We start from the raw sequence: 21,962 nt of genomic DNA on the forward strand, positions 1-21,962 counted from the left end.
CGTTGGTTCTTAACGTTGGTTGTGATTAAGAGTAATTTAGATGCGTTTGCCCTGGTTCATCAATGCTGTTGTATTTCATCTTTCGTCAAATTCGAGAGGGAATCTCATCAATATTTTAACTTATCTATAGTTTCCTATAAATCAAGATGAAATTTTGCAAAATTGTCTTATAAATAAATATGTATGACAATTATTTCTACAGGATTAATAGAATTTTTGTATAAATTTTAAAAAGCTAAGTTAGTAGTTAGAGAAACAATAACTATATATAACTGTAAACAACTAGCTCAATAAAGTAAAATTTATATCAACTAAAGCCTGAGTGTTGAAACTGTTTATTTTAAATCTTCATCTAGTATTTCTAGCTATTTTTGCAAAGTAGAGAAAGTTCTGTAAGTAGAATTTATGTAAATCCTTTTAAATCACACCTAAAACTGTGCGTTTGAGTCAAGCAGGTGCAGTGGAACTTTTAAGCACTGACCACTTCAATACACAGAGATATATATTTTCTGATGATGGTAAGCAAACTTAACAAAGATGCCAAACTTGAGGTTGAGATATTTAAGTTATCGACTTCAATCGGGGGCAACAACTTTGTTATCGTTATGATGGTTGATTGACCAACGATGATCGATAGTTACAGAGGAAAACTCGCAAATTTCTTCTAGTCGCTTTTGTTGCACAGCAGCTTTACGAAGAGTAATAATTAGTTGATTAACTTGATGCCGTAAATCTGGATTATCATTTACTGCTAACATCGTTTGTCTTTCTAATAGTTGAAGTATAAGTTCGTAGTGAATAGGCGAAGGTAGAGGAATTTGCTCCATGAAGTTAAATTTTGATTTCATATTTGGGATTTTGTATTAGTCACAGTTTCTCTCTTATTAATAAATTGTTACATAATAAATAACTAGTTGCTTATGGCTTTGATTTGATTAGCAATGAAGATTTGGCAAAGATATTGATGATATTTGATGGCAAATTGCTGCGTGTCTACGCATAGTATGCCCAATTGCCTAACTATTGTGTGCAGTTGCCCTGCACCCTTAGTACCGGGGAGGTGTAACTTTTCAGAAATTCCTCGGTAATATACGGGCGATCGCCGCGCCGGGATCTGGTTGTTTTACCAAAGATTCTCCAATGAGTACAGCAGATGCACCGGCTGTCACTACTAAACTCAAATCTTCTGGGTTGTATAGTCCTGACTCGCTGACAACAAGGATGTTTTTCTCTTGCAATTGGCTACCTCTTGCAGCTAAAAGTTGGCAAGTAGTTTGCAGGTCAACAGAGAAATCTTCCAAATTGCGATTATTGATTCCTACTAACAAGACCCCATCTAAGGCTAACACACGGTCAAGTTCTGCTAAATTATGGACTTCAATCAAGGCTGCCATTTTCAGGTTGTGAGCAATTTTGAGGAAGTATTGCAAATCTTGATCGTTCAGGATAGCCGCAATCAACAAAATAGCATCTGCACCCTGAACCCGCGCTAAGTACATCTGGTAAGGATAGATGATAAATTCTTTGCATAGTAGCGGTAAATCTACAGCCGCCCGCACCTTGGCTAAGTTGTCAAAGCTACCTTGAAAGAACTTGACATCAGTCAGCACAGAAAGACAGCTTGCACCACCTTGTTGATAAGACAGGGCGATCGCTACTGGGTCAAAATCTTCTCGTAAAATACCTTTACTAGGTGAAGCTTTTTTGACTTCGGCAATCAATGCTGGTTTAGTCTTACCTTGGCGCAAGGCGGCGACAAAATCACGGGTTGGCGGCGCGGAAAGTGCTTGATCTTGCAATTCCCGTAAAGGCAGCCTTTCCCGCATTTGGTCAACTTCTACTTCTTTATGCCAGACAATTTCTTCCAAGATGTTGTTTGGCGCTGCATCAGGCACGACAGCCTGGTAACGTAACATGGATACATTAATAGCTGGGTTCGGTGAACGACGACGGATTTGCATAATTAGTCATTAGTCATTAGTCATTAGTCATTGGTCATTAGTCAGTAGTCATTGGTCATTTGCCCTTGTTTATTGACAAAGGACAAATGACAGAGGACAAATGACTAAATGGCTCGTTTGTAAGCTTCGTCTAAGACTTCGGAGAGTGTTGGGTGGGCGTGAACTAGATGTGCCAAACTTTGAACAGATTGACGGTTTGCGATCGCAGCTGACGCTTCATGAATTAAGTCTGAGGCGTGCAGTCCGAAAATGTGAACGCCTAAGACTTCTCCGGTGTCTTTGCGATATATCACTTTGGCAATACCATCGGCTTCATTTTCTGCCAACGCTTTGGAATTTCCTTTGAAGTAACTCCTACTGGTGGCGATTTCAAACCCTTCGGCTTGTCCCAACTCCTTCGCTGCTGTTTCTGTTAAGCCCACATAACTGATTTCTGGGTGGGTAAAGGCAGCTGCGGGGATGCTGCGATAGTCTACTATTCTTTCCCTCCCAACTATATTTTCTACCGCGATGATGCCTTGAGCAGAAGCCGCGTGTGCTAACATCATCTTCCCATTAGCGTCGCCAATTGCCCACAGATGCGGTACTACTTCACCTGCTGATAGCACTGCCATGCGATTGTCAACTGGGATAAAATTCCGCCGATCGAGTTCTACACCTACAGACTCTAAACCAAGATTTTTGGTCGCCGGGATGCGTCCCGTAGCCACCAAGCAAGCATCTACTTCGATGACATCTACATCTTCTTTAGTTTTGAAATCTGCTAACTCAATTACCACAGGTGAACCGGGGGTGACTTTTTTGGCGTATATCCCCACTTTGGTTTCAATATCGCGGGGGGTAATTAGCACCCGTTCGGCAAGTTTGGCAATATCGCGGTCAAATCCTGGCATTAACTGATCTAGGGCTTCAATCATGGTGATTTCAGAACCCAAAGCTGAGTAAATATCAGAAAATTCCAAGCCGATGTAACCACTGCCAATAATCGCTATCCAGTCTGGTAACGACTCTAATTTGACACCTTGATCGCTGGTAAAGACAGTTTTGCCGTCTACTTCAATTCCTGGAGGTACAAAGGGAATTGAACCAGGGGAAAGGATAATATCTTTGGCTGTGATGGTTTTTTCACCACCGTCTCCAGCGATCGAGACTTTTTGCGCCCCAGCGATTTTTCCCCAACCCGTGATGATATCGACTCCTAGACGTTTGAGGCTGTTGGTTAAGTCGCCTTGAATTTTCGAGACGAGATTGGTAGCATGATTAGCGATCGCTTGGCGATCGAATTCCACGCTACCAATTTGAATTCCCAGTGACTTGAGGTGGTGGGCATTGCGTAACTCCCGCACACGTCCAGATGCTGCCAGCAGCGCTTTAGAAGGAATACAGCCCCGATTAACACAGGTTCCTCCCATATCAGCAGCTTCAATAATTGCTGTTTTCAAACCACAACTTACGGCGTGTAAGGCTGCGCCATGTCCGCCTACACCAGCGCCGATAATTACTAAATCGTAATCATATCCTTGACTCACGTTAGTTTCCCCGTGTGCTTCGCCTATTTATTCTCAACTTGACTGACAATCAGCGCAACCCTTTTAACAGTTATCAGTTATCAGTTTTATCGCTGAACTCTAAATCCCTTACCTTAGATTACCCTGACTGTTTACTGTTGACTGTTCACTGATTTCAGGTTTGGGTATTGCTAACCAAATTATGATTCACTTACTTCTGGCGAAAATATGGATATTTTCATTATATGGGTTGGTTTTCCCAGAAAATCGACAAGAAATTAAAACAAGTCGCAAGTCGCAAGTCGCAAGTAAGTTTTGTGACGGGGATTTAGACCCCGACCCAAAACTTGCCGATTATTGAACCAGGGGACTTAAACCCCTAAATTTGTTAAGTGAGTATTTGCAGGGTAATGAAGCTGATTCCTAGTTCTGAGCTAGTTAATGAATAGAAATTGCAGTCTGATTCAGAGTCTCCACACCTTTTTCTTTACAGCGCGTTAGCGTAACACTAAGCTGGATTTAGGATTTATCCAGAGGATTTACACAGGCGATCGCTCGATGTCTATTCCCCAAATTAGTGAATTTACTATCCGCCGTCATGCCAACGCCAAATCTTTCCAGCGAGGCGAGGCATATTATGAGACTGGTGCTGTCAATGCCGTTATCCAACGTGGCCATCAGATCCAGGCGGATGTTGTCGGCACTGAAGCTCGACCTTATCATGTCAACCTGAGTTTCGATAGCAGTGGGTTAACCTCAGTAAAATGCACCTGTGCCTATGACCATGAAGGGTGGTGCAAGCACATTGTAGCGACGATGCTCGTCTGTGCGCGTAACTCAGAGAATATTCAGCAGCGCCCCACCCTAGAAGAACTACTAAATCGCCTAGATCGTATCCAAACTCAAAGGCTGTTGCAAGAGTTGGTGGCAGAATACCCGCCACTGATTGAGGCGATTGACCGCCATGTAAGTTGGATGACGAATCCTGCTGACAACCAAACAACCATAAAACCTCTGCGCCGTAGGACTATTGACCCGACTCCCTTTCGGCGGCAAGTCCGGCAGATTCTCAAGGATACCGTGCGCTACTTTGAAGAGGGACACGAAGAAGACCCGATTGGCGAAGATTTGCTGAGTGTAGTGCAAACTGCGGTAGATTTTAGCGAACGGGGAGAAGGTGAAAATGCGATCGCTATTTTGGAGGCGATTACCTCTACCTGTGTGGAAAATTGGGATGATGTTGCTGAATACGGCGCTGAAAACGATGAAGTTGTCGCGGAATTAAATAATGCTTGGTGTGAAGCAATTCTCAGTGTGGAACTTACCCCAGAGGAAAAAGTTGATATTCAAATAAATTTAGAAACTTGGCAGGATGAGTGGAATGCTGATTTTGGTCTAGTTATGGAAGCTTTACGCCAAGGTTGGGATTATCCACCATTGCTACAAGTTCTCCAGGGTAATATTAGTGAAAGGGGAGCTTGGGAAGAAGATGTGCCAGATTATGCAGACGATTTGGCATTAATTCGCCTGAAAATTCTCGAACGTCAAGAACGTTATCAAGAATACTTGTATTTAGCAGAAGCGGAAGGGCAAACCCAGCAATATCTGACCATGTTGGGGCGTTTAGGCAGGGTAGAAGAAGCAATTGATGCTGCTCAAACCCAGATGAACTCAATGGAAGAGGCTTTTGCTCTGGCGAAAACACTCAGCCTTCAGGGGGCATTACAGCAAGCATTAGATATAGCGCAGAGTGGATTAAATTTACCAGGGAATTGTCAGTACGAATTGGGAATTTGGACAAGTGATTTAGCTGTTGAGTTGGGTAATAGTGAAGTTGCTTTATTAGCAATCAAGGCGGCTTTTCAAATCAAGCCCTCCTTTGGGGACTACCAAAGGATGACAGAATTGGCTGGGAAAAACTGGGAAAGTGTCAAAACAGACCTGCTGAGAATTGTCCGTACTTATAATGGTTGGGGAACAGAATTAGCCAAGGTGGATATATTCTTGCATGAGGGGCTAATTGATGATGCAATTGCGATCGCTACTGAACTCAGTTCCGATCGTTCAGAGTTAATTCACCGAGTCATGGATGCTGCTATCCCTCATAATCCTGGTTGGGTGATTGCTAATGCTCGTCGCCGTGCTGAAAAGATTATGGATGCAGGTAAAGCCGAATACTACTATTACGCAGTTGAATGGTTGAAAAAGGCGCGTAATGCCTACTTGGAATCTGGCAAGAAAGCTGACTGGTTAAGCTATCGGCAAAACTTGATGCAAACCCACGCTCGTAAACGTAAATTGATGGGAATGTTTAAGCAAAAAGGTATGGAGTGAAGAAGGTATGAGGTTGGAATAACTATGACAACACTTTCTTTGCTCTAAATATTTTTGCTTACCTTTTGAGATAAATAAGTTTAACCTGTTTCAAGTTTTTGAGGTACACAAGCTAAGTCTCAAATCCATGTATAGAGCGTGTTTTACTCCTGAATTCTGAATTCTGCCGTAAGTCTGCAATAACCAGATGATTTCACTTTATAAATTGAGATTTGCCCAAGATATTTAGGACTTACACACTGTACAAAATAACTATCTTGTGTATCAACGTAAATACGTTGTTTCAGGCTTTTGTCAATCACCCTTGATTGGGTGCGATCGCTAAAATTTTATTGAAAAATCTAGCTATAAGCCCTGAAAAGTATACCTGTCATTTTGGCTTTTCTGTCAATGCGTAAGTCCTAATATTAACTTTAGCGACAAAAGATGAAGTAAGATTCACATTTGAAGCAGTCCCCGTATAATTCCATAGTTACTGACAAAAAATAGTCTAGGGCGATGATCGATAAATACCCTCAGAATTTTATAGTGTCCTGCTTACCTCTGAGTATGCTTCTATTATTCAGCAGTACATTTTTTAGTGTCCTGAAAGTTCTGGCTGTTGATACTAGACAATTACCAACTAATAATTTCATCCTATCACAACGACTGCCACAACCACAGGATGTCCAACCACCCTCACCTTCGCCACTCCCTTCACCTCAACTGCCACAGCCACTCCCCCCACCAGCAGAACTATTTCCACCCTCTACCCCAACTCTCACACCTGATGAACCACCCCTTGGTAACTTTCCTCAAACTATTGTGGTTGAACGGTTTGAAGTTGTTGGTAGCACAATTTTCAGTGCCCAAGAGTTAGCCAAAGCCACTGCTGAATTTACCAAACGACCGATCTCGCTGAGTGAGATTTATCAAGCACGTTCTAAAATCACTGATTTATACGTCAAAAATGATTACATTACTTCTGGTGCCTATATTCCACCTCAAACAATCAAATCCGGTGTTGTCAAAATTCAGGTGGTCGAAGGTAAATTAGAAGATATCCAGGTAACTGGGACTCGGCGGTTGAATCCGAATTATGTCCGCACCCGACTTGCAATAGCGACATCAGCGCCTCTGAATCGCCAGCGTCTATTAAAAGCACTGCAACTTTTGCAACTTAATCCTTTGATTCAAAACGTGACTGCTGAACTCTCAGCAGGATCGCGGACGGGTACGAGTCTCTTAGAAGTTAAAATCACTGAGGCAAAAACCTTTAGTAGTCAAATAGTTCTTGATAATGGGCGATCGCCTAGTGTTGGCAGTTTTCGACGCGGATTAAGATTGAATGAAGCCAACTTACTCGGATTGGGAGATAATCTGAATCTAGGCTACACCAATACCGATGGTAGCAACTCCTTTGATGCCAGTTACACATTGCCTCTTAATCCCCGCAACGGAACACTTACCTTCAACTATGGCACTACGTCGAGTAATGTCATTGAACCTGATTTCAAATCTTTAGATATCGAATCGGCATCTCGCTACTACGAAGTGACATTCCGCCAGCCCATAGTTCAAACTCCTACGCAAGAATTAGCTCTTGGCTTAACAGCCTCGCGACGCGAAAGTGATATCTCGTGGAACCTACAGAGATATGGGTATTCCCCCTCTCTACTTTCGCCTGGTGCTGATGAACAGGGACGCACCAGGGTATCTGCCTTGCGATTTTTTCAAGAATGGACGAGTCGTAACAGTCGTGAAGTCATCGCCCTACGCTCTCAATTCAGTTTGGGCATAGATGTGTTGAATGCCACGGTTAATCAAGATCCTCCCGATAGCCGTTTTTTTGCTTGGCAAGGTCAAGCGCAGTGGGCACGTCTTTTAGCTCCTAAAACCTTATTGTTATTACGTTTAAATACGCAACTAGCATCTAGAACGCTTTTGCCTATAGAGCAATTTGGCTTAGGTGGGCAGGATAGCATTCGGGGCTACCGTCAAGATTATTTGCTAACGGATAATGGTACTTTTGTTTCTGCGGAAGTTCAAGTACCGATTCTGCGCTTACCCAAGATAGATAGTACGTTACAGGTTGTCCCGTTTGTAGATTTTGGTGTTGGCTGGAATAGTTCTGGTAGAAATAATCCCGACCCTAATACTCTAGCCTCTGTTGGTCTGGGGTTGCGTTGGTCACAGGGCGATCGCTTCACGGTTCGTCTTGACTGGGGTATTCCTTTAGTATCTGTTAACTCAAATGAGAGAACATTACAAGAAAATGGTTTGTATTTTAGTTTACTTTATAATCCTTTTTAACAGCACCTCTGTCCATTCATCCCCTACGAATATATAAAAAAGACCCTGGGTATTATTCCAGGGTGAATACACGTTTTTCAGGCATTAATACGCTGAATAATAACTCTGTAAAATAATGATTTATACTACCCATAGAATGATAGAAAAGCAGAATTTAATTATTTTTTCGAGCGATAGATATGCCGTTGGGAGTATACAAATATTAGAAGATCCAAGTTATCCAGCAATATTATGATTGGATTCACCTTCAAATGGTGCTGTCATTAATCCATATAATTTAAGCTAATTTAATTGTTATTGGGGGCTTGAAGAAGAATTCTGTTTGATAAAAACACAACTAATAATTAAATGTAATTTCTTGGCAGATATCCCCAAAATAATCTCTGGTGAATAAGAAAAACTTAAGTGTTTTTAGGTAGTTGCACAGTAAACAAACTACCTTTACCTGGTTCAGAAACGACCTGCATAGTTCCTGCGTGTCCTTCGACAATGCGATGGGATAGATGTAGTCCTAAGCCACTACCTGAGCGTTTATTTCTGCCTTGGCGAAATCGCTCGAAAATTGTTGCCTGATCTTCTGGCGCAATCCCATATCCTGTATCTTGTACCTCAATTATTACCGAATCTGGATGAGGTGATGTTTCATAAATGCGGATTGTTATGCCTCCTGTATCTGTAAATTTGATGGCATTTGCAATCAGGTTGTTTAGCACTCGCCGTAATTCCAAGCGATCGCCCATGATAATACCAGCGTTTTGACTCAGTGGATCTAATTCACGGGTATCGATTTCTAGAGTCAAGCCTTTTTCATTAGTTAGAGGACTTAGTTCGCTGACTACTTCTTGAGATATTTCACATAAATCGCATTCCTCCCAATTCAACGTTTTTTTACCTGCCTCGAAGCGATAGACTTCTAACAGGGTGTTTACCATTTCCATCAAATTTTGGTTACTGCGAATCATCACTGCGATCGCTTCTTTCATTTCCGGCGAAATTTTGCAGAATGTTTCCATTTCAAACAAATTCAACATCCGATCGGAAGCTACTAGCGGTGTTCGCAAATCATGAGTTAGACGGGAAACAAAGTCTTCCCGTTGGCGGGCCATTTTTTGTTGTTCGTCCAAACTGTGCTTGAGACGTAATAGCGATCGCACTCTTGCCAGTAGTTCATCAGTATCAAATGGTTTCCGAATAAAATCGTCAGCACCAGCATCTAAACCTTCGACAACGCTGGATTGGTGAAAGGCAGTAATCAACAGAATTGGAATATAAGAAATCGCCGGGTTTTTCCGAATTCGACGTGTGACTTCATAACCATCTATCCCCGGCATCATGACATCTAATAGAATCAGATCGGGTGGAGATTGCTCAATTTGCTGCAAAGCCCTGATTCCATCTGAAGCCAAATCAATTTCATACCCTTCACTTTCTAAAATTGCTTGAACCAAAATGAGATTATCTCGAGTGTCGTCAACTGCGAGGATACGATAAATTTTATTATTTTCAACTACAGACATGATTTATAAATTTTTATCAGTTTTTGTGAAAGTAATTTTTAAATTTAGGATATTATCTTGATGCTGTATTGGCTTGAGAAGATGAGTGATGAGGATTTTTACCAGGGCAAACAAAACCATCGTTATCTAACTGTGAAGCTGGAGTATTGGCTGCTACAGTCGGTAATGTAATTTGACGCGGCAATTCAATTTTAAACATTGAACCAACCCCCAATTTGCTCTTAAGAAATATTTTACCGCCCATCATTCGCACTAGCGAATCTATAATTGCCAAACCCAGACCTGTACCTGGATATTTGCGAGTGATAGTTTGATCGACTTGCCGAAATGCTTCAAAAATATGTTTAAAATCTCTGGGTGCGATGCCAATACCTGTATCTTGAACAATAATTACTACTCGATTTGCAGTTAGTTCCTTAACCTCAACCCAAATTTCACCCGACTCTGTGAATTTAATGGCGTTGGATAGCAGGTTAATTAAAATCTGTTTAATCCGAACCGGATCGTTAAATACTAAAGGATTTTGCAAATCGCTTTGTACTAACAATGAAAGATTTTTAGCCTCAGCTAGGGAACGCATTTCACTGACAACGAGATTGATTATCTTTGATACATCAAATATTTCCGCTTTTAAGTCTAATCCTCCTTCCTCCAGCTTGGAAAAGTCGAGAACTTCATTGAGTAACATCAGCAAATGCTTACCATTATTCAAAATTCGCTCAACCATATCTGTTTGCTGCTGCGTTAATTGACCGAACTTAGGACGCAGTAGGATTTGGGAAAAACCAATAATTGCATTCATTGGCGTTCTCAGTTCGTGAGACATAGTTGCTAAAAAAAGTGATTTTAAGCGTGATGCCTCCAATAATTTTAAGTTTTGCATTTGAATCTGTTGTTGTTGTCTCTCTAATTCTTGGTTCTTACAAGTGAGTTGTTCGTGACTTTCTCTGATCTGCTGGTTTGCCAAATCGGCCTGCATTTCTGCCCGATAAATCCGAATTGCACTCCGCAAAACCTGTGACAAAGTTTCTGGGGATATCCTAGACTTAGAAAGATAGTCTGTAGCTCCAGCTTCTAATAATTTGAGAGTAATTTGTTCATCTCCTTGACCAGTTAGGACTACTAAAGGAACTTTAATTTCTGAAGAATGTAGCTGTTGAATCAAGTTTAGTCCATCTCGATCTGGTAAGCGATAGTCGAGAAAAACACAATCGTAGGCAGTAGTGCTTAAGATCGAGAATGCATCATGACTATCGCCTACTTCAGACAGTTCCATCTGAACACCTGCTGTAGTCAGGGCAGAACGAATTGCTATCCGGTCTACTTCGTCATCGTCTACAACCAAAATTTTCAGCGTCTCTTCCATCGGTTTTTATTTTCGCCGCCAAACATAGGTTGATGTATAACATTTCTTTTTTCAGACTATCCAACTAAAGAATATAAGATTTTCGGACATCTAAAATCTGTAATTTGATTAACTAAGACATTTTGCATAATATCTACTTTAATACCTGCTTGATATTCATCACATCAACTTCGTTATCCTCCGCTAGTAGTATTTCGAGCCTTTCCTTGGCTTGAATTCTGTCTGTTGTATCTTCAATCTGGTTAATTTACCAGACTCTCGTAACTAAACTCCCTGGAAATGACCAATATCCGGGAAAAAATCAGTAATTAATAAGCAGACAAAGCTAATATCAAGTAAAATAAATTACTTTACTAAGCTTAAAACAATTGTAAATGAGTGAACAAGCCACCGTCGTCAGTCATTGGTGAGAGTTACATAAGATTATCGTGTACCATAAGCTTGAACAGTTTTAAATCTCAGGTTAGTTAGAGTAGCTAAATAAAAAGTACTATCTATACTTTGTGAATCTGAAGTAATCTTACATCCTGAAAATTCGACAATTTTCTTAGCGATCGCCAGACCTGTGTTAGTATTTTCCCAGGTATATCAGACTTATAGCTGTTCGCAAAATTACCAAACCTTAACAGCCAAGAAAGCTTCCCGATAAAAGTTAGGCAGAAATTCCAAACCTAAAAAGCGAGAGGTTTGCACAGATGGCTTGTATTAAGGACTTCCAAGAAATAAATTATCCCTCTTGTGGGGTGGGCATCCTTGTCCGGTCTGAATATTAGGACAGGTGCGGACACCCACACTTTCTCGTAAAGCAAGTTTGACTCGCTGTAATTTTTTCATTCTCGTAGGCTTTTTTTAAAGTTGATCCAAAATAATACTAATTAACCAATGGAATATGGCAACTCAAAGCTGAATTATCAGCAAGGAGCAGCAATTTGGCATTCGTTTCAATATTTCATACTTTTTGTGTAACTATCTATATATCTTCAGCTAGATTTGTCCTCTATCTAAATATAAAAATTTTGGATACTTATTATTTCTATCGGTGGATGCAGACTGGGTGAAATATCATCTATCTTTAGTTTGGGAAAATAAGAGATAATTGTAGTAACAAAAGGTAATATCTTGAAAGATGCAAACAGCGCAAGAGTGAGTGTAGCGATGAATGAAATTAGTATTATTTTAATTGAAGATCATGACTTAACGCGAATGGGGCTACGAGCAGCATTACAGTCTCATAGTGCATTGAAAGTAATTGGTGAAGCGGCAAACGCTACCCAAGGATTAAAACTTTTAGAAACTGCAAAGCCAGATGTAGCGGTGGTAGATATCGGCTTGCCTGACATGGATGGCATCGAACTCACTCGTAAATTCAAGCGCTCACAGGCTGAAAATGGACAATCTACTACGAAGATTCTCATCTTGACAATGGATCATACAGAGGACGCTGTACTTGCAGCCTTCGCAGCTGGCGCTGATTCTTATTATATGAAAGAAACCAGCATCAGTAAATTAACTGAGGCGATTCAAGCAACTCACGGCGGTAACTCTTGGATCGATCCGGCAATTGCCAACGTGGTATTGCGGAAGATGCGTCAAGGTATTCCTGGAGAAAGTCAAGGTTCTGACAAGCCGAAGACTGTAAAAATTGAGGCACTGGCGACAGAATACGAGCAAGTTTTGGAAACATACCCCCTAACTCAACGGGAATTGGAAATCCTAGAGCTGATTGTAGCTGGATGTAGCAATGGGCAAATTGCTGAGAAACTATATATTACAGTTGGTACTGTAAAAACCCATGTTCGTAATATTCTAAATAAACTATGTGCTGATGACCGCACTCAAGCTGCTGTGAGGGCTTTGCGTTCGGGTTTGGTAGCGTGAAAATGGGGATGAGGGGATGAGGGAGATGAGGGAGATGAGGGAGATGAGGGCGCAGGGGAGGTAGGGGGAGAACAATTAATAACCAATCCCCAATGCCCAATGCCCAATTATCCCAATTTTTCCCGCAAGCAATTAGCAATACGTAGTGCTGCTCCCGGTTTGCCCATGCGTTGGCTACCATTTTCAGCAATAATTTGCAAATTATCAGGGTTTTTAAATAGAGATTGTACAATCTTCGCTACTTCTGCCGGTTGATTGATTAAAATCAAAGACGAACCGAGAAGACGACTTTGAGCTTCAGCAAAACTAGGGTTATATTGTGGCCCCTTACCAGGAATTGCGATCGCAGGTTTGCCTAAACCGATAAACTGTTCTGTGGCTGTACCTGCCATTGCGATCGCTATATCTCCTAAATGCAAGCAATCATTATAGGCTTGTTGTGTCAGCAATAAATATGCATTTCTTTGCTTAAATGTCAATAGATTTGGATCGCGAAATTGGATAGGAGATGCTGATTCAGTGCGCCAGCCTTGGGATTGCACACTTTGGGATAAAATATTAGAGTCTAAACCGGGAGCGATCGCACCTAAAAACACTACTGTGTTAGAAGTATAGAAGATTGAATCTCGCTGTTGAAAACTTGCCATCAATGCAGATACCGCAATCATAATTGTTTCCCAGTTGGTGTAAGCTTCTGGCGGACGAGAACCAGGAAGAAGAGTCACTATAAAAGGTCGAACTATCTCTTGCTGTTGGGTATTCTGACTATAAAATTGTTGGCGTGAAAACGTCGGTTCTAGACCATCCATCATGGGATTACCTAAAGAAAAAGCTGGAATTGGCCATTGTTTTAATATTTCCGTCGTCAGCGCATCTCTAGGGAACACTGCCTTACAACGGCGACGACTCATTAACCAACGTTCCCAAGGATGGTAAACTGAACCCGAAAAGTTTTCCCAACGTGCGTCTTTAGATTTCCGTGGTAATAATCCAGCTTCATCTCGCACATAATATTCAGATTTCGCGGTACCAACAAAAGCATAATTAGCGCCACTGAATGTTGCAAATAGCAGAGGGATAATATCTCCCACTGCTAAAATTGCTCTTTTATTACCTAGTTTTTTTTGAGAACTCACCCAACGACGGATGGCTTTAATTTGGCTGAGGGTAAGTTGCAATAAACCACCGCCTACATCCCGCGCTAATTGGCGGCCATCCATATAAATAAAGCCACCAGAAGGCATATTAAGGACTGAACCGATAAAGGGGATATCCAACTGTTCATAAGCACGTCCTTCACCCACCAAAGGTAAAGCAAATACCTCTGGTGGGTTTGGTTGTTGTTGGAGTTCTTGCAAAATCCGAACTGCAATCATATCTTCCCCATGACCATTACTTAATACAAGTAACCGTAAAGGAGAAGTTGCAGATTGGGAGTTAGAAGCTAAAGATGACCGAGATACATTACTCATAAGAAATAAAATATCAAAATTAACTGTCTGTTTGGGTAAGAGGTATAAATAGGGAAATCGACGCAGAAGCTGGGTTGAACAAAAGCCGTTTGGTGCTGTTCGTCAGAAAAAACAGCAAATAAACTATCGAGTAGTTGGGAAATTTCCGCTTCGGTAAGTCCTTCCAAAATACGCAAACCAAGAGAACTTTGTACTTTGACATTATCCCTATAAAAGATTTGATTCTTTTTTGGCATCTTGGTAAGCCCTTTTTTGTAGTAACTGTTATAGGTTAAATTCAATTATCCTAATATTAGGCAAGTAGGTAAATTTAATCATGACCACAAGCATAGCCATTGCAGAAAAAATTACCACCCTTCGCCAAGTTGAGGAAAAACTGGGGTTAATCCTAAGTGGTGATAGTGAATTTTTTACCGAATGGATGGCAGATTTACCAGCTTTAAGTGAAGCAGAGCAGACAAGATTAGAAAAAGTTCGACAAAACTATCTCTACCAAATCTCAGATGGAAGTCTTTTAGAAGAAACTGTCAAAATGGTCGTGCTGTCTCCATTACTTGAACTTGCAGGCTTCTATCAAGCACCCTACAGATTTAAAACCGAGGTATCCGTTGATATTGTTGCACAAGGAGATAATGATGAGATTTTACGGGGCAGAATTGATGTTTTAGTTTTGCAAGGTAAATTATGGATTGTCCTAATTGAGTCAAAAAAGACGACTTTTGATTTAGAATTAGCGATTCCCCAAACATTAGCTTACATGGCGATTCATCCCAACCCCGAACAACCACTGTATGGCATGATCGCCAATGGTAGCAGCTATTTGTTTGTCAAAACCTTGGGTAAACAGTATGGTATTTCCGATCTCTTTGCAACCCGATCGCAATATCTTAACAATTTATCTGGAGTTTTAAGAATCCTCAAGCATTTGGGTAGAATTATTACAGAATCATAAGTTACCATTACCTCATATCCTAAACCACTCTGGGTTCACTCCTGTCGAAATCAAACAATTCACGATCAAGCGGTGTCCAAGCTTTACGCTGCTCTTCAACAGACAAGCTATCCTGACTTTTCACGGGATGTGGAAAAGGAGGGGATAGTTCGCGTGAGGTACACAAGCTAACTCTGTTACCCAGGTATAAAGCGTGTTTTACTCCTGAATTCTGAATTCTGAATTCTGCTGTATCTCTATTAGCGATCGCTTCTAAAAATGACTTTTATAAATTGGCCAATTTATTACACAATATTTAATAGTATATAAATTTCAATAATTAAAGGAAAAAATCTATTGTCACGTTTTTGCAGACATTAATTTTTTAACAAAGTTTAGGGGTTTAATTCCCCAGCAAGACAGGCAGAACGTTTTGGGTCGGGGTCTAAATCCCCAGACGCTCTCTACGAGACGCTTTGCGTAGCTTGCTTCCCCGAAGGGGTACGCTAACACAAAACTTAATTACGAATTACGAATTTTCTAATAGTGCTAGTCATGCAGAATATAAGAAAATATTATAAGTAATAGCATGGAAAAAAGTGTTATTAATGCCAGCCTTTCTACTCAGAACCTAACCTTTCGTCCAGGTGATACTCCTGTATCATTTGAGGTAACTGTCAATAATGATAGCGATCGCTTCGTCAATTTTCAGATCGAAATGACCGCAGCCGGAGAAACCCGGAACACAGGATATCGCTGGTATAGACTCGAACCAGAGGTAGCGGCAGCCAAGCCACCAGGCAGTAGTACTATCTTCCAAGTTTTTGTATTCAATACACCCATTCCAGGATTTGTTGGTACTGTCAATCTGATGGTAAATATTTTTTCACCGCAATTAGCACAACAGTGCAGACTTGTGCTACGCCTGAAAATCGAGCGAGACAACAAACCAACACATTTAAGTGTAGAATTACCTGTACGAGAGTTCCAAGTTTATCCCCGCAATTCTATCGATATACCAGTACGTGTGCGGAACTTGGGACAACAACCGACTGAGGTAATGCTACGTTTTACAGGTGTCGATCCGTCTTGGCTAGCTGGCAGTGCAGAACGGCGATTACCCTTAGATCCAGGTGGTTTAACTGAAGTTACATTTCAATGCCAACCTCCTTCTGTAGTCCAAGCGCCCAGTCAAAATTATCCTTTTACTATTGAAGCTGTTAGCAATAATGGTTATCCAACTAATGCTGAAGGCAACATTGAAGTTTTGCCAGTGGGTTTTATAGACTTTACCACCACCAAAAAATATCTAAAAATTCCCAGTAAATCAATATGGTTGCCTGACTGGAAATCTGATACAGCTTCCTTTGAATTACTATTTAAAAATGCTAGCAACGTCAACCAGGAAATTAATGTGCAGGTGCTAGGTAGAGACTGGCGAAAATGTACTTTTAAAAAGCTTCCTGAAACCGCCAATCTCCATCTCGGAGAGACAAGTAAAGTTATCCTTGATGTGAAAACAAAACGCCCTTGGGTAGGAATCGGCAAAACTTTGTTACTGGAGGCTAAATCGGAATTATCCGACCAACGTTTAGGGACTACAGACCCAGCCACGCAGACATTAGAAGTAAAGACTCTGCCAATTATACCTTTATGGCTACAATTGGCAGCGATCGCACTTTTAGCCGCACTCCTAGCATTAATCCTCCAACCAAGAGATGTAATGCATACCCGTTCTGTAAACTCAGTGCGTTTTAGTGGCATTGGTTTATCTGTAGTCAGTGGCTCAGATGATTGCACCTTAAGGCTTTGGAGAATTGGTACTGATAGGTTAGACCCAGATGATACAGTAAAATACGCTGGGCAGCCCGTTGCTTGCGAGCAAACGCAACAGCCCAAGGGTTTGATGGCGATTACCGATGACGCAGTACAAGTCTTACGCTTCATGCCGTTACAAAATAATCGCGCAGCTGTTGGTTTAGATAATGGTGTAATTGAACTCAGAGATGTCCCATCCGGTGCCAAGATTAGCCAACTTCAAGACCTTAAAGATCCTAAAGCAAAAGGCGATCGCGTTTTTGACCTAGCTTTCACATCAAACTCACTTAACTTATTCAGTGGTTATGGCAGTGGTAAAGTGAGACTATGGTCAAGACCAGCGCCTAACAGCGATTTTCTGCCAGAACCGCAAGTTATCGACGTACAAAGTACATTGAAACTATCAGGTTTCCAAGTCCGGGCATTAAATCTCAGCCCAGATGCAAAAACTCTCGTAATTGCCGGCAACTTTAAGCGCTTCATTTTATGGCAGTGGAATCCAAATCAATCTGATAAACAATTCCCCGGTTTATCAGTGCAAAATCTCGAACAACTAGACCCATTAGTTGGGCGTGAAGACTATATTTGGGGCTTGGCTTTTGTTCCTGACTCAACAGAAAAAATCCTCGCAACCTCCGATTCTGCGGGATTCATTACGATTTGGAATTTGAATCAATGTCAAACTATCAAAAATCCAAATCCCCTCGAAAAAGTAAATAAATTAAATTGTTCACCACTAGATCGTTGGTCAGTATCAAAAACATCTGTGCGGACTCTCGCATTTAGTGATGATGGTAGTCTCTTAGTAAGTGGTGGCGATGATGGACGAGTGGTCGTTTGGCACTTAACTCCCGAACATAAGCTCGACAAAACAAAGGCAGCAGAAGGTAAAACAATTTATCAAAGCTCTAAAAAAATCAATAGTATCGACTTGAAAACCAATCAAGGAACCATGATTGTGAGTGGTGGTGAAGATTTTCAAGTCAAACTACACCGCATCAAATAAGGAAGTCGATGATATGCAAGCTAAATTCAATCCCCTGCAAGTTATTCTCAACCCACCTGGCATTCAATTTGGGATGCCAGGAGATACCATTGAACTCTATGTTGTTGTAATCAATCAGGGAGATCAAAGTGCGGTTATTGACTTATATTTTGCTTTTGACGAAGTATTTCAAAATTTAACTGGCTGGACTAGTTCTCCCAGAGAAAGTTTAGCATTAGCTCCAGGGCAAAATAGTGACGAAGTAAAATTTGAGTTTCAAATTACCGCCAATGCTCTCCCCGGAACCTATGAATATACACTAGTCGTAGATTCTCCTCTACATTATCCCCAAGATACTCCTATAACCTTCCCAAATCAAATTAAGGTTCTGCTAAAAGAACAGACAGCAATTCGGGTAAACGATCCGACATTTTCCCTTAAACCTAACACTAACCCCAACAAACCACTAATTTTTAATCCTAGTGAATCTCTGCAAGTGGAGGTAATAGTTGATAATCGCTCTTATCTCGTAGACAGGTTTCGCTTGAATTGCCCCGATTTAGATGATGACTGGTTCACAATTAATTATCCCACAACTGGATTTGAGGGTCCAGGGTTAGTATCTGATGCCACTGCACTAGAACTCAACCCTGGTACTCAAGGTCAAATATTGTTAAAATTTCACCCACCTGGGGATACCCTTGCGGGAAGTTATTCTCCGACAATCCGCTTATATTCCGAAAACTCTCCAGATTTAGTACTGCTGGATTTGGTGTATATCCAAATTCCCACAAACTATCGCCTAGATATAGAACTCAATACCATCTTGGGACAAGTTAGCCGTAGTTTTGGTAAGTACGAGTTATCACTAGCTAACCAGGGGAATATTGTCCGCGAACTGATATTAAGCTTAAAAAGTCGAGACGAAGAAGAACTATATACTTACAAATTTGATCCCACTGAAGTAAGATTATTACCTAATAGGAATGCGGTGGCTAATTTGACGGTCAAACCCAAACCTTGGTGGCGACGACCGTGGTTTGGTGCAGGGCTAGTGGTCAACTTTCAACTCGACATCAAAGACCAACAAAGTTTACCTTTACCCAACACATTACCTCAAGGAACATTGGTATGGAAACCCCGCTCCTGGTGGCAATTTCTGCTATTAATTTTAGTAGTTTTGGGTTTACTAGGAGGCATAGGATTCATTATTTGGCGAATTTTAAGCCCCGATCCTTTGAGATTAGAAAGTTTTAGTGCAAATGACTCTCAAATCACTGAAGGCGATGAAGTAGCTTTGAAGTGGGACATTCACAACTATCAACAGTTACAAAAGTTGGTTTTGACAGCCAAAGGTTCGCAACCTATTCAGCCTATTACTTATGACTTTAGCAATGGCATTCCTGAAGCACTGGGTAAGGGAAATGCAAATGAAATACCTCCTTGTCAGGTACAAGATAAACAAGAGCTAATTTGTAGCAATGTTAAAACTGGAGTGAAAACAAAAGGTAATTATACTTTTGATTTACAAGCATTTTATCGCAATGGTATCCAATTATTTTCTCCCAAGAATCAAGTAGCCAGCCAAACAACCCAAGTAGAAATAGCTGAAAAGCAAATTGCTGAAGTAGTTAGTTTTCAAGCAGATAAACCACTGTATACAAAAGGTCAAAATATTCTTTTAAGCTGGGCGATCGGTCGTCCATTATTGTTAGCACAAATTCAAATTGCTGGTAGTGCAGATGATGGTACACTATATAGTGAACCAATTATTTATAAATTTAATCAAGGTAATATTACCGACCCGAAACTTCAAAAGCTATGTACACAACAAAATCAACAACTGCGATGTACGAATATTCCTTTAGCAGCATATAAAGCTGGGAAATATGCATTTGAAATCAAAGCTTTTCCTAACAATGGAAGTCAAAAAACTAGTTTTAAAAAGACTGAATCAAAAATTGAAATATTACCAAAACCATTTAAAATTGTCTCTTTTACAATCAACGGTAGCGAGCAACCAAATCTAGTTCTCAAGGAAGGCCAATCTGCTACCCTGAGTTGGAAAGTAGAGGGAGAAAATATTCAGGTTAAACTTCTACCATACGGCAATGACGTTCCACCAGTTGGCTCAATGAAGCTTCCAGTCAATCAAGCTTTCCCCCCTCAAATCGGACTGCTAGTTAATGATATATCTGGTAAACAACAACCCCAGCAAAGAGGATTTGCAATCACAGTCCTCAAAAAAGTAGAGCCTACTCCTACTCCTACTCCTACTCCTACTCCTACTCCTATACCTGGCTTTAATACAATTCCACGTACTCTGCCACGTAACAATAGCCCATTTAAGATTCCCTTGCCTCAGAGGTAACTTTTTGGGTGATGTGAAAAGTAGAGATATCATGAAAGTTGCAGACTGCCTCCAAAATCATCTTCTATGCAATGCCTTTAAATCTTTCATAATCTATTCAATTCTTGCAAAGAGCGTAAAACTTTGTCTATCGTGGCTTTTCCTAGCTCAATTTTTGGTTTTATGAAAAGCTCTACGTCTGCGCCCATTTTCAAGCAGAGGTTTTCGCAACGGTACTACCTCAGCTTCACTACTCTCACGTGCTACCCGAATCAACAACCCAGCAGCTATTAAGCTGGCAATCATAGAATTACCACCATAACTAAACATGGGCAAAGGTAAGCCAGTAGTTGGTAGAGAACCTGTAGCAACACCGATGTGGAGCAATGATTGTCCTACCATCAAAATCGTCACGCCGATCGCTACTAATCTATGTACTATATTTTTAGCCTTCAGCGCCACAATTAATCCGAGAGTGGCGAATGTAGCTAAAAGTACCAACAAAACCATACTGCCAACAAAGCCAAACTCTTCTGCGAACACGGCAAAAATAAAATCGGTATCCTGAATTGGTAAATAAAACAGCTTTTGTTGAGAAAGCCCATATCCGGCTCCCCAAGTTTTACCAGAACCCACAGCTAGTAGACTTTGCACCAACTGATACCCATCTCCTGTAGCATCTGCCCAAGGATTGAGGAATGACATCACCCGCTTACGCTGATACTCTTTAATACTAATACTGAGTACTGCCAACATCACTCCACCAATTGCTGTTCCGCCCAGGTACTTGTAAGGTAAGCCAGCTGCGAGAGCAATTAGCCAAATAGTCATACCGCAAAGTGCTGTTGTACTCAAGTTAGGCTGGGCAAGAATTCCTAAAAGTACCAGACCAAAAACACCCAACCAAGCCAAGCGAACCCGCCAACTGATTCGTTCCCACTGACCAAAAAGCCGCGCACTTTGCAACACCAAAAAGGGTTTAATTAATTCTGAAGGCTGAATCGGAATTGGCCCGATCGCAATCCAACGCGCTGCATCAAAAGCTTTTCTTCCCAATCCTGGGATCAGTGTGACAAAAATTAACCCCAAAAACAGCAACAAAAACCAATGGGATAATCCCAAAATTTTCTGCAACGGCGAATTAACAATAATGTTGAATCCGATTAAGGAAACTAAGACCCAAAGCAGTTGACGTTTAAAGTAGTACAATCCATCACTCTGACGGGCATCAGCGACAGGATAGGATGCTGAAAACAGCATGATCAAGCCGACGAACAGCCAAATCAACGTTAACCAGCGCAACAACCGCGCTTCTAATGCCCAGTTGGAGACTGAACTATCAAAAATTGGAATCAGGCGGCGTAGATTCACGATCGGTACAGGTAAAAAGTTAGAAATTAGGAGTTAAAAATAAAACTCATAAATCATAACTTATAACTCATAAGTAGGCTTTACAACCATAAATCTTAGAGTTGTTAGCTTCAATACACCACTAGTTCAATATTTCTGACAAATTGCAATCTCTACTTCGTGCCACAAGGGTAGTGTTT

Annotated in this window: 14 protein-coding genes; 6 read left to right on the forward strand and 8 right to left on the reverse strand. The window is 41.0% G+C overall.

The annotated features are described in order from the left end of the window. Positions 1-575: 575 nt before the first annotated feature. From HWQ37_RS11075 to lpdA, 3 genes are all read right to left on the reverse strand, one after another. Positions 576-827, reverse strand: coding sequence for a DUF5340 domain-containing protein (locus HWQ37_RS11075; RefSeq protein ID WP_094349807.1), 252 nt, complete (start codon positions 825-827; stop codon positions 576-578). A 243-nt stretch (positions 828-1,070) separates the two neighbouring features. Continuing rightward, on the reverse strand, positions 1,071-1,961 hold the full coding sequence (gene trpC, locus HWQ37_RS11080) for an indole-3-glycerol phosphate synthase TrpC (RefSeq protein WP_292746934.1): 891 nt from the start codon (positions 1,959-1,961) through the stop codon (positions 1,071-1,073). A 104-nt stretch (positions 1,962-2,065) separates the two neighbouring features. Continuing rightward, a complete protein-coding gene (gene lpdA / locus HWQ37_RS11085) occupies positions 2,066-3,490 on the reverse strand; it encodes a dihydrolipoyl dehydrogenase (protein ID WP_292746936.1) in 1,425 nt (474 codons plus the stop codon). A gap of 537 nt (positions 3,491-4,027) precedes the next feature. Between lpdA and HWQ37_RS11090 the strand changes: the two genes are divergently transcribed. Beyond that, positions 4,028-5,803 carry an SWIM zinc finger family protein gene (locus HWQ37_RS11090; RefSeq protein WP_292746937.1) on the forward strand — a complete coding sequence of 592 codons (1,776 nt, stop codon included), beginning with the start codon at positions 4,028-4,030 and terminating at the stop codon, positions 5,801-5,803. Between the two features lie 549 nt (positions 5,804-6,352). Beyond that, positions 6,353-8,095, forward strand: a complete 1,743-nt coding sequence (locus HWQ37_RS11095) for a ShlB/FhaC/HecB family hemolysin secretion/activation protein (protein ID WP_465249688.1) — start codon at positions 6,353-6,355, stop codon at positions 8,093-8,095. A gap of 401 nt (positions 8,096-8,496) precedes the next feature. Here HWQ37_RS11095 and HWQ37_RS11100 read toward each other — a convergent pair whose 3' ends face one another. Both HWQ37_RS11100 and HWQ37_RS11105 read right to left on the reverse strand, forming a co-directional pair. Further along, entirely contained in the window at positions 8,497-9,612 is a 1,116-nt protein-coding gene (locus tag HWQ37_RS11100; RefSeq protein ID WP_292746941.1) for a hybrid sensor histidine kinase/response regulator, read from the reverse strand. Between the two features lie 52 nt (positions 9,613-9,664). Next, positions 9,665-10,978, reverse strand: coding sequence for an ATP-binding response regulator (locus HWQ37_RS11105; RefSeq protein WP_292746943.1), 1,314 nt, complete (start codon positions 10,976-10,978; stop codon positions 9,665-9,667). Positions 10,979-12,133: 1,155 nt separating this feature from the next. Between HWQ37_RS11105 and HWQ37_RS11110 the strand changes: the two genes are divergently transcribed. Further along, a complete protein-coding gene (locus tag HWQ37_RS11110) occupies positions 12,134-12,856 on the forward strand; it encodes a response regulator transcription factor (protein ID WP_104908003.1) in 723 nt (240 codons plus the stop codon). 107 nt (positions 12,857-12,963) lie between these two features. On the opposite strand, the gene HWQ37_RS11115 is transcribed toward HWQ37_RS11110, so the two are convergent. Continuing rightward, positions 12,964-14,328: a lipid-A-disaccharide synthase-related protein gene (locus HWQ37_RS11115; protein WP_292746947.1), complete on the reverse strand. Its 1,365-nt coding sequence runs from the start codon at positions 14,326-14,328 to the stop codon at positions 12,964-12,966. Next, positions 14,325-14,564, reverse strand: a complete 240-nt coding sequence (locus tag HWQ37_RS11120) for a hypothetical protein (protein ID WP_292746950.1) — start codon at positions 14,562-14,564, stop codon at positions 14,325-14,327. Before HWQ37_RS11120 ends, HWQ37_RS11115 begins: the two co-directional genes overlap by 4 nt. 80 nt (positions 14,565-14,644) lie before the next feature. Between HWQ37_RS11120 and HWQ37_RS11125 the strand changes: the two genes are divergently transcribed. The 3 genes from HWQ37_RS11125 to HWQ37_RS11135 all read left to right on the forward strand — a co-directional run bounded on the left by HWQ37_RS11125 (position 14,645) and on the right by HWQ37_RS11135 (position 20,433). Further along, positions 14,645-15,280 carry a type I restriction endonuclease gene (locus HWQ37_RS11125; RefSeq protein WP_292746954.1) on the forward strand — a complete coding sequence of 212 codons (636 nt, stop codon included), beginning with the start codon at positions 14,645-14,647 and terminating at the stop codon, positions 15,278-15,280. Positions 15,281-15,848: 568 nt separating this feature from the next. Next, positions 15,849-18,083, forward strand: coding sequence for a hypothetical protein (locus tag HWQ37_RS11130; protein ID WP_292746956.1), 2,235 nt, complete (start codon positions 15,849-15,851; stop codon positions 18,081-18,083). Beyond that, a complete protein-coding gene (locus HWQ37_RS11135; RefSeq protein ID WP_292746959.1) occupies positions 18,046-20,433 on the forward strand; it encodes a COG1470 family protein in 2,388 nt (795 codons plus the stop codon). Before HWQ37_RS11130 ends, HWQ37_RS11135 begins: the two co-directional genes overlap by 38 nt. Positions 20,434-20,580: 147 nt before the next feature. Here the strand turns inward: HWQ37_RS11135 and HWQ37_RS11140 are convergent, their stop codons facing one another. Then, positions 20,581-21,783 carry an FtsW/RodA/SpoVE family cell cycle protein gene (locus tag HWQ37_RS11140; RefSeq protein WP_292746962.1) on the reverse strand — a complete coding sequence of 401 codons (1,203 nt, stop codon included), beginning with the start codon at positions 21,781-21,783 and terminating at the stop codon, positions 20,581-20,583. Between the last annotated feature and the right edge of the window lie 179 nt (positions 21,784-21,962).

It is taken from the genome of Nostoc sp. NMS4 (assembly GCF_017115095.1).
Taxonomy (GTDB): domain Bacteria; phylum Cyanobacteriota; class Cyanobacteriia; order Cyanobacteriales; family Nostocaceae; genus Nostoc.

Coding starts and splice junctions, on each gene's coding strand:
- HWQ37_RS11075 (WP_094349807.1), bottom strand. CDS start 827: ATGGAGCAAATTCCTCTACCTTCGCCTATTCACTACGAACTTATACTT.
- trpC (WP_292746934.1), bottom strand. CDS start 1,961: ATGCAAATCCGTCGTCGTTCACCGAACCCAGCTATTAATGTATCCATG.
- HWQ37_RS11090 (WP_292746937.1), top strand. CDS start 4,028: ATGTCTATTCCCCAAATTAGTGAATTTACTATCCGCCGTCATGCCAAC.
- HWQ37_RS11095 (WP_465249688.1), top strand. CDS start 6,353: ATGCTTCTATTATTCAGCAGTACATTTTTTAGTGTCCTGAAAGTTCTG.
- HWQ37_RS11100 (WP_292746941.1), bottom strand. CDS start 9,612: ATGTCTGTAGTTGAAAATAATAAAATTTATCGTATCCTCGCAGTTGAC.
- HWQ37_RS11105 (WP_292746943.1), bottom strand. CDS start 10,978: ATGGAAGAGACGCTGAAAATTTTGGTTGTAGACGATGACGAAGTAGAC.
- HWQ37_RS11110 (WP_104908003.1), top strand. CDS start 12,134: ATGAATGAAATTAGTATTATTTTAATTGAAGATCATGACTTAACGCGA.
- HWQ37_RS11115 (WP_292746947.1), bottom strand. CDS start 14,328: ATGAGTAATGTATCTCGGTCATCTTTAGCTTCTAACTCCCAATCTGCA.
- HWQ37_RS11120 (WP_292746950.1), bottom strand. CDS start 14,564: ATGCCAAAAAAGAATCAAATCTTTTATAGGGATAATGTCAAAGTACAA.
- HWQ37_RS11125 (WP_292746954.1), top strand. CDS start 14,645: ATGACCACAAGCATAGCCATTGCAGAAAAAATTACCACCCTTCGCCAA.
- HWQ37_RS11130 (WP_292746956.1), top strand. CDS start 15,849: ATGGAAAAAAGTGTTATTAATGCCAGCCTTTCTACTCAGAACCTAACC.